This is a genomic window from Acinetobacter sp. CWB-G5, from assembly GCF_019209785.1.
In the GTDB taxonomy this organism is placed as follows: Bacteria; Pseudomonadota; Gammaproteobacteria; order Pseudomonadales; family Moraxellaceae; genus Acinetobacter; species Acinetobacter johnsonii.
Genome location: NZ_JAHUTF010000003.1, coordinates 376,064 through 388,822, shown reverse-complemented (window position 1 = coordinate 388,822; position 12,759 = coordinate 376,064). Strand labels below are relative to the sequence as shown.

The window sequence follows — 12,759 nt, the reverse complement described above, 5'->3', positions numbered from 1 at the left end:
GTCGCAATTTACAGTACGGTTTGCACTGTTATTGCGTAGATGAGGTTTTACTTTTGACGACACAAAAGTAACAAAATGCCTTTGTTCCCCTGATATGGCGTCTCTGCCATACAGTGAAACAGCGACATCCATGTCGCTTCATCATTTGACCTGATTTGGGTAGAACCACAAAATAAATGGGTTCATGTAATTCCCAGTGAGTCGCTTTCATGTCTAGCCTGCTTTCTATACAATAAAAACAGAAAAAATTGCCAAGACTGTAGAGTAATACGCAGCCATCGCTAAGGACAAATACAATGAGTAAAGACAATATCCGCGAACATTCAGCTCCTGTTTATGAAGGCATTGAAAATGCACCCGCACGTTCCATGATGCGTGCCACAGGCTTTAAAGATTCAGACTTTACTCGTCCCTTTGTCGGTATTGCATCTACTTGGGCCAATGTCACGCCGTGTAATATGCATATCGATGGTTTGGCACGTGAGGCTGAAAAAGGGGTTAATCAGGCAGGCGGTAAAGGCATTATTTTTAACACCATCACCATTTCAGATGGTATTTCTAACGGCACCGAAGGCATGAAGTATTCATTGCTGAGCCGTGAAATTATTGCAGACTCGATAGAAGCCGTAGTGGGCTGTCAGGCCTATGATGGGGTGATCGCGATTGGTGGCTGTGACAAAAATATGCCGGGTTGTATCATGGGCTTAGCACGTTTAAACCGTCCGGGTTTGTTTGTTTATGGTGGGACAATCAAGCCGGGTGCAGGGCATACCGACATGATTTCTGTCTTTGAAGCTGTGGGTCAGCACGCCAAAGGTGAAATCAGTGCCATTCAAGTCAAGCAGATTGAAGAAGTGGCACTGCCGGGTCCGGGTTCATGTGGTGGCATGTACACTGCAAACTCGATGGCTTCTGCGATTGAAGCCTTGGGCATGAGTTTGCCGGGCTCCTCTGCACAAGAAGCGGTTTCGGATGACAAGCGGATCGACTGTCAAAAAGCAGGTGAAGCGGTGATGAATTTACTGCGCTTAGACCTGAAACCACGCGACATTATGACCAAAGCTGCATTTGAAAACTCAATTAAAGTGCTGATTGCCTTGGGTGGTTCGACCAATGGTGTGCTGCACTTACTGGCGATGGCACATACCGCTGGGGTTGAACTGAGTTTGGATGATTTTGTCCGTATCGGGCAAGATATTCCCGTGGTGGCCGATGTGCGTCCATCTGGCAAATATTTGATGTCTGAGTTGATCGCGATTGGGGGCATTCAACCGCTGATGAAGCGCATGTTGGATGCTGGCATGCTCGATGGTTCATGTTTAACGGTCACTGGAAAGACCTTGGCGGAAAATTTGGCTGAGGTTGAAGACTATCCAGAAGGTCAGCAGATTATTTTACCATTCGACGCGCCAATTAAAAAAGACTCTCACTTGGTAGTGCTTAAAGGTAACCTGTCTCCAACAGGTGCTGTGGCTAAAATTACTGGCAAAGAAGGCCTGTACTTTGAAGGACCAGCACGTGTCTTTGAAGGTGAAATTGGTGCAATGCGTGGTATTTTAGATGGCGAAGTTCAAGCGGGTGAAGTGGTGGTGATTCGTGGTGAAGGGCCTAAAGGTGGACCGGGCATGCCAGAAATGCTGAAACCGACCTCTGCGATTATTGGTAAAGGTCTCGGTAAATCAGTGGCGCTGATCACCGATGGTCGTTTCTCAGGAGGTAGTCACGGTTTTGTCATTGGTCATGTCACCCCAGAAGCCTATGAAGGGGGGCCAATTGGTTTAGTGCAAAATGGCGATAAAATATCGATTAATGCAGAAACCCGCGAAATGACGTGGCATGTTTCGGCAGAAGAGATCACAGCGCGTCAAGCTGCGTGGGTGAAACCGCAGCCGAATTATCGTTATGGGGCTTTGGCCAAGTTTGCAAAACTGACCACTGGTGCGGAAAAAGGCGCGGTAACTGATCTAAATTTAGATGTCTAATTGATCATTTTGCTGTGAATTGATATAAACCCTTGTAGTACTTTCAAGGGTTTAATTTAGAGGCTTTGCTCATGTCACTGTTGCGTCGATGGTTCGATCCGATTCGATCGCGTTGGTTTTACCAAAAACCGATTCGTCAAACGGTCGTATCTACTGAACAAGGCTTGAGTATTCATTTACGCCTCGACGATGTATATAGCTATTTAGCGGTTCAGCAGTTACCACAAATTGAAGAAATTTTAGCGGACGAACTGAAACCATTGAAGGTGGTCATTTCAAGTCAAGCCGCTGAACCCCCGAATCAAATGTCGGCTTTGGAGTGGCAAACTTATTGTTTAAATGATGCCAAAATTCTGTCGCGCCAGCACCGTTTTAGTTTTCACGAAACGCCAGAACAACCCAGTCCAGAGGCGCTGAGCCAAGCGGAAACCATCTTGCGGCATACACCGCTGCGTGGGCAGGATTTTTTGTATTTGCTGGAAGATGTATTTCACATGCTATGGCAAAAACAAGAAGGTAAGCTGCGCACCTTATATGCGATGGCCAGCCGTCACCATCAAGAGCAACACTTTCCAGAACGTATTTTTAATGATGATGCGGTACTGGCCAGTTACTTCCAGCTCGGTGACCGTCAGTATCATGCCGTCGATGATCTGCTGCGTTTAACACGCCGTTTAAAACAACAAAAATTATTTACCGATAACCCAATTTTCTTGATCAATCATATTGATTGGCGTGAGCATTTGATTAGTGATGCTGAAGAGTTAAATGAAATTCAGGCGCTCGATCCAGAGTTAGACCTATACGTTGCGTTGGAAGATCCAATTTCATGGTTGTTATTGGCCTATATTAAAGAAGAACTGGCCGATTATTATAATATTCAGCTCAATGTCTACCCGCTCAGTTATCACGGTCGAGATGGGTTTGATTGGAGTTTGGCAACGCGTTTATCCAAACGGACAGAAATCAAATTCACACCGTTTTGCCGTCCGACGCAAGCAGCCACTTTGGCGATGGCACAGTTATTTTATAGCGTGCCCGAAGAGCAGCGTATTGATGCCATGTATCGGATTTTGAAAGCCGTTTGGACCCAAGGCAAAGATTTATCCTTTAAATCGCATTTTGATCAACTGATGCAAGAATTGGAAATCACAGCATTGATCACCGAAGATGTAGAAGCCAAGCTTCAAGAAAATGACATGCTCTGTGAAATGAAGTCCCAGCCTGATTTCCCCGTGATTGAACTGCGTGTGGATGGGCAGAGCTATGTCTTTAATAGTTTGTATCGCGTCTGGATGATTGAAAGTATTTTCAGTAATGTGCTGGAAGATCAATATAAAACCGACCCTGTGGATGAAAGCGAAGGCTGAGTTTTGTATACCTCTTATTGATCAAAACAGTCCAATGACACATGAAACCTAAAGCCGATGGTGTTTTTAGGCTGAGTTATTAAAGTGCTTATTAATAATGTTAATGAGGTTTAACAATTAAATTCATTGTTAAATTTTATTAATAAATAGGCTTCCAAATGAAAATGATTATAATTGGCATTCTTTCTGTCTGTTGATCGATGTTATGCATTTTCATATTTCTTCTTTGAGCTTATCCATTCTGGCCGTGATGACTACAGCAGCGTTTGCTCAGGGCGAGACACAGGAAACAGCATCATCCCAAGTTTTACCGACTTTGCAATTTGAAGCCCAAGATGTAGATGAAAAAACGGCATATGCAGCAAAAACTGCATCAGCTGTTTTGCGTTCAGATGCACCGCTGTTTGAAACAGCACAATCGATCAGCGTGATTAGTGAAAAACAACTCGAACAGAAACAAGCGAAAACACTGTCTGAAGCCTTGCAGGGTGTAGCGGGGGTCACCGCAGGACAGTATGGTCGCCGTGGTTGGGATGATTTTATTATTCGTGGTCAGGTTTCCAGCGCACAGACCTATGTCGATGGCTTGCGTATTCAAACTTCTGATAATGCCCTACGTTCAGAAGACATCAGTGGCTTGCAGTCGATTGAGGTGGTGAAAGGGCCGACATCGACCGGTTTTGGCTTTGCCTTACCGGGCGGCTTAGTTAACTTAACCACCAAACGTCCTGAAGCTGAAACTTTTTCTCGGGGCAGTGTGAGCTATGGCAGCAATGCCTTTGTGGATGGCACATTTGATATCAACTATGCGCCAAATGATAGCGAAAAAGGGGCGTTTCGTGTGGTGGGTCATGCCTCTGACCAAGATGATCCAACCGATTATGTTTATTATAAAAATTATTATATTGCACCGTCTTATAATTTTGACTTAGGTGAAAAAGACGAACTGTCTGTGATTGCCAGCTATCAGTATCGGGATTTTATTCGCCAGCAGGGGATTCCCTATAGCAATGGCGCTTATAAAAACTATTCACAGAGCTTATTTTTTGGTGCGCCGAATCTAAGTAATACGGTCGATGTTTTGCGCTTAGGTTCGAACTATGCGCATTATTTTGATAATGGCTGGACCTTTAAACAAAATTTTGCGGTCACCAAAACCGATGCAGATAACAATCCGGTATTGGCGGGGAGTAATAACACTTTACCGACCATCAAACGGACGGTGGAAAGACAGATTAAAGACGATGTGAATTTTGCGCTGGATCATAATCTGTCGCGTCATTTTGATTGGGACAAAACCCAATATGATTTGATGGTTGGTTTGGACATGATGCATGAGCGCAGTGACTATGAGCGCCGTAGTAACAGCTTGTCATCCTTTAATGCCAATAATCCGATCTATACCCCTATCGCAAAGGCGACCACGACCAAATCGCATCAAATTACAGATACCCAATATATGGGCGTATATCTGCGTAATAATTTTAAAATTGATGATCATTGGATCTTGGGCTTATCGGGTCGTCATGACTGGACACAGGTCGAAGTCGATGACCTTTTTAATGATACGACGCTGAAAAACTCGGACAACGCTTTCACGGGTAATGCGTCCTTGATGTATCAAATCAATGATAAGTTTGCGCCCTATGTGAGTTATGCAACCTCATTCTTTCCTGTGAGCGACACTGGCGCTGGCGGAACACTATTGGACCCTGAAGAGGGAGAGCAGTTTGAGGTTGGGGTTAAGTTCCAAGGGCTGAATCAAAGACTGCAAGGTTATGTGGCTTATTATGATTTAACCCGTCAGAACGTGACTGAGTCGGATTCTACCCTCGGTTATTCTGTGCAAATCGGTGAACAAAAAACCAAAGGTTTTGAGACTGAGTTATCCGCTGCGTTGACGGATCAATGGAACTTGACCGCAACCTATAGTTATATTCCTACTGCGGAAACGACAGAAAGTACCACCACCAGTGATATCGGCAAACGAATTAACCATGTGCCTAAAAATGCCGCCTCTTTATCAACCCAATACTTCTTTGCGGATGAGCAACTGGGCTGGAATATTGGTGCCAGTGCCAATTATCAAGGCGAGCGTACAGCACAACGTGGAACTTCTTATGTGCCACTATCGAGCTATACGCTGTATGACGTCAGTGCCGGTTATGAGGCGAAAAATTGGGGCGCAAAGTTCAGTGTAAAAAACCTGTTTGATAAAGAGTATTTAGTCGGCACCACGCCAAATGCGCAATTGGTCAATTGGGGCGATCCACGTACTTTCCGCTTCAGCCTAAATTTCAAATACTAAGCGGAAGCACACTGCATCACATCTGGATTCAATAACAGTTGAGTCCAGACCATTCCTTCCAGTAAGCCTCAATCTTTGATTGAGGCTTACTTCTAAAAACAGTGATATGAGCCCAGATTTAAATTTTATAGCATGGCGCTAAGTGTTTAGAGAGAAGCGTCATGCTTGCTTTTGTTATTTTTGTTTTTGCTGTCGCAGGCATGATTAAGGGTACCATTGGTCTGGGTTTGCCCGCCGTGTCGATGGGACTTTTATCTTTGGTGATTAGTCCATTTCAAGCGGCAACTTTGCTGATTATCCCTTCCATGGTTACGAACTTCTGGCAATTGTTTGCAGAAGGGCGTGTACTGCGACTGGTACAACGCTTTTGGCCGTTGCTGGTGGGCATGATCATTGGTTCAGTTTGGAGTGTTTTTCCTACACTTGGACATGGCGAATTTCAAAGTGAAGCGCTGTTGGGCGGGATGCTGGCCATTTATGGTCTATATGGTTTGTTTGCCAAAAACATGCCCAACTTAGCCCCGTATGAAAAATATTTATCACCGATCATGGGCTATTTAGGCGGTGCTTTGACGGTGGCGACAGGGGTGGTGGTGATTCCCGTGGTGCCATATTTGCAGTCCTTGCATTTGAAACGGGATGATTTAGTGCAATCGCTCGGCCTTGCCTTTACCGTTTCAACTTTGTGTCTTGCGGTGTATTTACATCTAAATCCTGTTGAAGACACCCCCATTGACTATCAACTGTCATTGATCGCACTGCTGCCTGCATTGCTCGGAATGTGGTTGGGCACTAAAATTCGCTACCGCATCCCTGAGCAAGCCTTTCGTAAGGTGTTTTTTGTGGGCCTAGTCTTATTTGGCAGTTATATGGTTTTACATCAACTGGGCTGGCTTTAATACGGCATGAGTTGGTCATGTTGGCTCAAGAGGAATTGACTAAAGCGTTGATAATCTGCGGGGAGCTGATCAAAACACCGTGCTGCTAATAGCAACTTGCGGTTTGCCCATTTGCCTAAAAGTTCAATTTGCTGAAAATCATACTGTGCTTTTAAACGCAGTGCTGCCCGTTTGGGAATAATCGCAATGCCGACGCCATTGGCAACGACTTGGGCGATTGCAGCAAAGTTCGGCACCCGTAGACGATAGTGGATGTCACAGCCTAAGCGTTTGGCTTGCGCTTCTATTGACTGTTGTAAGGAGTGATATGGCATGAGGCCCACAAACGGATGTTGCAGTAATTCTCCCAGTTCTAGTTGTGCCGCAGTGGCAAGTGGATGCTGGCTTGGGCAGATCAGTACCAACGGGTCTTCAGCAAACTCTTGAGTTTCAAGCTGTCCCGCATCAAAAAAACCAGAGATCAGTCCTAACTGCGCCGTGCCTGTACTGAGGGCCTGAATGATGTCATTGGTTTCGGCTTCTTTTAATTCAATATGGAGCTTCGGATTTTCCATCAAATACTGCGGCAATAAATGCGGTAAGTACTCACTCTGCGCCGATGAGTTGCACCACAATATAATGTTGCTCGTTGCACTGTGAGCAAAGGGCAGCATGGCTTGTTGTAATTGCTGCTGTTGTTGCAGTAAGTGCTGCGCATGTTCCGCAAAGGTTTGTCCAGCAAGGGTCGCTTTTACCCCAGTTGCATGGCGGGTAAATAAACTGACTTCAAAATGGTGTTCTAATTTTTTAATTCGCTCACTGGCGGCCTGTAAAGAAATGGCGGAGCGTTCTGCACCCTTGGTCAGACTGCCTGTACTCAGGATATTGATAAACAATTGCAGATCAAAAAAATCAAGGCGCATGGCAGGGTCAAAGCGGAAAATGTTGCTTTATCTTAGTCCTTTTTGCGTTTTGAGACATCCCTTTAGGTGTAATAGGAGTCAGAGCATTAGACCAAAAAAAGCAGCCCGAAGGCTGCGATCAACAATGGATAATCAAAATATCAGATAGATTAATCTTTTTGCCCTAAGCTGAAGAACCAGTTTAAGAACAATGCTGCAAACGTAGCAGTACCAATACCACCCAAGTTAAAGTTGCCAATTTGTAAGGCAAAATCACCTGTACCTAAAATGATGGTGACTGCAGCGACCATCAGGTTTTTGTTCTGTGAAAAATCGACTTTGTTTTCAATCCAGATTTTTGCACCTGCGATGGTAATCAAACCAAACACCACAATCGACGCACCAGTTAAAATCGCGGTCGGAATGGTATGGATGATGGCACCAAACTTCGGAGATAGACCTAAGAAAATGGCAAACACACCTGCAATGGCAAAAATGATAGTCGAGTAAACTCGTGTGACTGCCATGACCCCAATGTTTTCACCATAGGTGGTCATGCCCGGAGCGCCGACACCACCGGCTAACGTCGTTGCGACACCATCGGCAACAAACGCTTTACCAATGTGTGGATCTAGGTTTTCACCAGTCATCGCACTCACGGCTTTGATGTGACCGAGGTTCTCTGCCACCAAAATTAATGCGATCGGTGCAATGATCATCATGGCATTGGCATTAAATTCAGGTGCATGAAAAGTCGGTAAACCAAACCAAGCGGCTTGTTGAATCGGGGCAAAATTAATCGCTGTGCCATAGCCCATAACATTGGTCACGATGAAATAGACCAAGTAAGACAGTAACAAACCAATTAATAATAAGAGACGTTGCAATAAACCTCGGGTAAAGACTGCAATTGAGCCCATACATAACACGGTAACCAGCGCCATCCACATATTAAAGGAATTGCCGGCAACGCCTTTGACCGTCACTGGGGCAAGGTTGAGACCAATAATCATCACCACAGCACCTGTCACCACAGGCGGCATCAGTTTTTCAATCCACTTAGTGCCCGTTGCCATGACCATAAAACCAAACAAAGTATAGAGCACGCCGCAGGCAATAATACCGCCGCCCGCCATAGCTAAGTTTGGATTGAGTGCGCCTGTGCCCGATGCGGTATAGCCCGTTGCTGCAATCACGACCCCAATAAAGGCAAAACTTGAACCTAAATAGCTCGGAACACGTCCACCCGTCATAATAAAGAACAAGATGGTACAAATCCCGGACATTAAAATAGCAAGGTTGGGATCGAAGCCCATCAAGAAAGGTGCAAGAACCGTTGCTCCAAACATGGCAAAGGCATGCTGCACACCTAAAATTGCACTTTGTGAAGCAGGGAGGTATTCACTTGTGCCAACAGGACGTGCATCGATATTGCCTTCGTACGGGCGCCATTTGGGAAACCAATTGGACATTTTTTGAGCACTCTAAAGATAAATTGTGCACATCATACTCTTGTTTTTTAGAAGATTTAATCAGTGATACAAAAAATTGTTCAAACTAATCTTATGACTTTTCAGAACTTTTTACCGCATGGTAAAACTTTTAATTTTTAAAAATAATGATAAATCAAGGTTTAATTGGTAAATTTAGCCAATCGCTTATTCATAAATATTTATGATTGGATTGATAAAAAAAATTATAAAAGGTTTGACCATGCGGTCAATAAAAAAGCACATCATAGTGATGTGCTTTAAATGGAGCGGGCTTAAAACTTTATCCTGTGTTACGAAGACCCGCTGCAATGCCTGCGATACTCACCATAAGTGCATGATCTACAGGTGTATTTGTTTCCTGACGCTCTTCTAGGTAGCGGCGGCGACGTTTCATTAACTCTGCTTGGAGTAAATGCAGCGGCAATAAATACGGTTTGCGTACCCTCATCGACTGATCTAAAACCTCGTTACTGCTGAGGAGTTTAGACTCACCTTTAAGCGCTAACAGGGTTTGCACCGCATACTTTAAGCGCTGACGCAGATGTTCACCGAGCACTTTTAAGTCTTCATCATCGGTCAGGTGCGACTCATAATACAGCGCCACATGAGCATCAGATTTTGAGAGCACCATTTCCAACATATCAATCAGGGTTTGGAAATACGGCCAAGCTACCAGCATTTCATCTAAGGTGGCTTTATGTCCTTGATCAATCACTTGGTTAATTGCTGCGCCTGTACCTAACCAAGCGGGTAGCATCAAACGAATCTGTGTCCACGCAAATACCCAAGGAATGGCACGTAAGGACTCAATGCCGCCAGTGACTTTACGTTTTGCTGGACGTGAGCCAAGCGGTAACATTTGCAGTTCAAGCTCTGGCGTGACGGTGCGTAAATATTTGACGAAGTGCGGGTTTTCTCGCACAGTCTGACGATACACTTGTACCGACAAATCGGTCATGCTGTGCATCAACTCGCGCCACTCAGGTTTTGGGACGGGCGGTGGAAGTAAAGTGGCTTCTAAAGTGGCAGCGGTATAAATCTCTAAGTTTTGCAGCGCAATGCCTTCTAAGCCAAACTTGAAGCGAATCATTTCACCTTGTTCAGTGACTCGAATTGCACCTGAAATCGAACCGGGTGGCTGTGAAAACAGGGCTTGTTGCGTTGGCGCACCGCCACGGCTGATGGAACCGCCACGACCATGAAATAGTGTGAGTTGTATGCCATGCGTTTTTGCAATCGCGGTTAATTCTTCTTGCGCACGGTACTGTGCCCAATTGGCTGACATAAAGCCTGCGTCTTTTGCCGAGTCCGAATAGCCAATCATTACTTCATGTTTGCCCTGAATATGCTGTTTATACCAATGCATATTGAATAGGGTATTCATGGTGGCTGCGGCGCCATCTAAGTCTTTCAATGTTTCAAACAATGGCACCACACGTAGTGGATGTTGGATGCCTGCTTCTTTTTGCAAAAGCAGTACCGCCAGCACATCACTAGGATATTCAGCCATCGAAATAATGTAGGCACCTAAACTTTCTTGAGGCTGCGCTTCCAAAGTACGCATGGTGGCAAATACTTCTTGCACTTCAGGTTGTTCAATTAAGCTTTGCGCAGGTTCATTTAAATGCTTGGGCAACAGTGGACGTTTGCTTTGTAGCTCTTGCAATAAGAAGTTTTGGCGCGCTTGTTCGGTCCACGTTTCAAAATTACCCAAACCCAAATATTCAGTAATGGCTGAAATCGCTTGGCGATGACGTCCTGACTCTTGGCGAATATCCAGTTTTAGCAGTTCAATCCCGAAACAGTTCACTCGATGGATAAAGTCTAGCAATTTCCCATTGGCAATTTCAGGCAGGTTGCTGGCAATCAAAGAGCGATAGCACAGCAGTAAAGGCTGTAACAGTTCATCTTTGGCTTTAATCACCAAGCTGTCATCGGCATCGGCACCGCGCAGTTTTTCTGCGAGCCAATGGCGCGTAGCTTTTAGCCGTTCGCGGGTATCGCGTAAATATTCACGGTAGGGTTCAGGATGGTCTTGACCCAAGGCTTGACGCAGTTCATCGCTACAGTTTTGAATCGACAGTTCCCAACGTAAATCTTCAATGTCACGTAAGTAAAGATCAGCCGCTTTCCAACGCGATAGCCACAGGACTTCTTGAGTAATGTTGTGTGTCACATTCGGGTTGCCATCACGGTCACCACCCATCCATGAAGCGAAACGTACAGGTGCCACATGTAAAGGCAGACGTTGGCCACAGTGTTCAATCACCATGTCGTCTAGTTCACGCATGAACTTCGGGACGGCATTCCATAAGGTTTGCTCAATGGTGGTGAAGCCCCATTTTGCTTCATCGACTGGAGTTGGACGGTGTTGACGAATTTCATCGGTCTGCCACGCCGAACAGATCAGTTGTTTTAAGTCTTCAAGGACTGTTTGGCGTTCACGAGGGGTCAGTTTTTGCTGATCCATTTTAAATAAGGCATCGTTGATACCATCATATTTTTGGATCAGGGTACGGCGGCTAACTTCAGTGGGGTGAGCGGTCAGAACCAGTTCAATATTTAAATCACAGATTTGCTGGAACAGCGTATCGGTTGAAATGTCGTTATTTTTAAATTTAGCAAAGAGGTGGTCGAGCGGATTTGGAGAGGGTTCGGTCTCATCAAATTCACTTTGACGACGGCTACGGACCACATGGTATTGCTCCGCAATATTGGCAAAGTTCAAAAAGTGGGTAAAGGCACGCGTCAGCGGCAGAATTTCATCATCTTCAAGGCTGAAAAATAGTTGTTCCAGCTGCTTCTCGGCTTCAACTTGCCCATCCCGTGCCCCTTTGGATAAGGCCCGAATTTGCTCGACCTGATTAAACAAATCTTGTCCTGCATGCTCCTTGAGGGTTTCACCCAATAGGTTGCCGAGTAATCGGACATCTTCACGTAGTGGAGCATCAATTTGTTGAATCATGATTATTATTCCCTCGTTGTTCTTAATTTGACTATACCCCGATTCGATGACAATCCAAGTAGGGGCAGACAAAAGTAGGGGATTAATTGCTGAATTTAGAATCAAATGAACAACTTAGGGCAAGCAATTGTTTTAAAGCAAAGAGGGTTTTTTAATTCTAAGTATTTGAATTAATTATAAAAAATATAAATTCAATTAACCGAATCTTAAGGTTTTTTTAAAGGATATTTTAATAAAAAAATCGCAATGGCTTCTCGAATCAGTTGCTCGCGTTGTTCGGCATTGGGCACTTCATTTATCCCCAACAACATTTCTTGGTGACGGTATCCAAACAGCAGAGACATTAATAAGGTGATGACCTCGTTGACCTGTTCAAACTGAAGCACGCCTAAGGTTTGGGCTTGGTCGAAGAACTGTTCCCAAATCGCCCGCATTTTGAGGTGGGAGGCTTTATAGAAGTTCTCTAGCAATGGGTTTTGTTCAGCGGCCAGCTGTAATAGTAGGTGCTCCAGCTTGATGGCCTCAGGCAGGTTAATAATATGCATCGATAGTGCACAAATTTGTTCGAGCATGGGCACAAAGTCTTCGGCACGTTGCAATTGAAATGAACGACCCAGCATCAGCTTTTCACAGGTTTCCTCAATTGCACAACTGAACAGATTGGCTTTGTCCTGAAAATGGTTATACACCGTGAGTTTGGTGACGTGCGCGTCCTTGGCAATATGGTCCATGCTGGAGCCGTGGTAGCCATGTTGTAAAAACAACTGACGTGCCACCTCCAAAATACGTTGCCGCTTTTCTAAATCCTTGGGACGTCCTGCTGAAGCTTGCACACATTTTCCTAAAAAAAGTTCAAAAAGT

Annotated in this window: 8 protein-coding genes; 4 read left to right on the top strand and 4 right to left on the bottom strand. The window is 44.9% G+C overall.

All coding sequences use genetic code 11. From position 1 onward, the window contains the following. The first annotated feature begins 296 nt into the window (after positions 1-296). The 4 genes from ilvD to KVY11_RS08660 all read left to right on the top strand — a co-directional run bounded on the left by ilvD (position 297) and on the right by KVY11_RS08660 (position 6,559). Complete coding sequence (ilvD, locus tag KVY11_RS08675) at positions 297-1,982, top strand: dihydroxy-acid dehydratase (protein WP_218288669.1); 1,686 nt, start codon at positions 297-299, stop codon at positions 1,980-1,982. A gap of 71 nt (positions 1,983-2,053) precedes the next feature. Continuing rightward, complete coding sequence (locus tag KVY11_RS08670) at positions 2,054-3,352, top strand: hypothetical protein (RefSeq protein WP_125281423.1); 1,299 nt, start codon at positions 2,054-2,056, stop codon at positions 3,350-3,352. Between the two features lie 205 nt (positions 3,353-3,557). Next, positions 3,558-5,660: a TonB-dependent siderophore receptor gene (locus KVY11_RS08665; RefSeq protein WP_218288668.1), complete on the top strand. Its 2,103-nt coding sequence runs from the start codon at positions 3,558-3,560 to the stop codon at positions 5,658-5,660. Between the two features lie 161 nt (positions 5,661-5,821). Further along, complete coding sequence (locus KVY11_RS08660; protein ID WP_062031789.1) at positions 5,822-6,559, top strand: sulfite exporter TauE/SafE family protein; 738 nt, start codon at positions 5,822-5,824, stop codon at positions 6,557-6,559. On the opposite strand, the gene KVY11_RS08655 is transcribed toward KVY11_RS08660, so the two are convergent. The 4 genes from KVY11_RS08655 to KVY11_RS08640 all read right to left on the bottom strand — a co-directional run bounded on the left by KVY11_RS08655 (position 6,556) and on the right by KVY11_RS08640 (position 12,731). Then, complete coding sequence (locus tag KVY11_RS08655; protein ID WP_218288667.1) at positions 6,556-7,461, bottom strand: LysR family transcriptional regulator; 906 nt, start codon at positions 7,459-7,461, stop codon at positions 6,556-6,558. The two genes, KVY11_RS08660 and KVY11_RS08655, sit on opposite strands and share 4 nt — an antisense overlap. Positions 7,462-7,610: 149 nt before the next feature. Further along, on the bottom strand, positions 7,611-8,912 hold the full coding sequence (locus KVY11_RS08650) for a solute carrier family 23 protein (RefSeq protein ID WP_058951473.1): 1,302 nt from the start codon (positions 8,910-8,912) through the stop codon (positions 7,611-7,613). A 301-nt stretch (positions 8,913-9,213) separates the two neighbouring features. Then, positions 9,214-11,898 carry a phosphoenolpyruvate carboxylase gene (gene ppc / locus KVY11_RS08645; RefSeq protein WP_218288666.1) on the bottom strand — a complete coding sequence of 895 codons (2,685 nt, stop codon included), beginning with the start codon at positions 11,896-11,898 and terminating at the stop codon, positions 9,214-9,216. A 206-nt stretch (positions 11,899-12,104) separates the two neighbouring features. Continuing rightward, entirely contained in the window at positions 12,105-12,731 is a 627-nt protein-coding gene (locus KVY11_RS08640; protein WP_218288665.1) for a TetR/AcrR family transcriptional regulator, read from the bottom strand. Between the last annotated feature and the right edge of the window lie 28 nt (positions 12,732-12,759).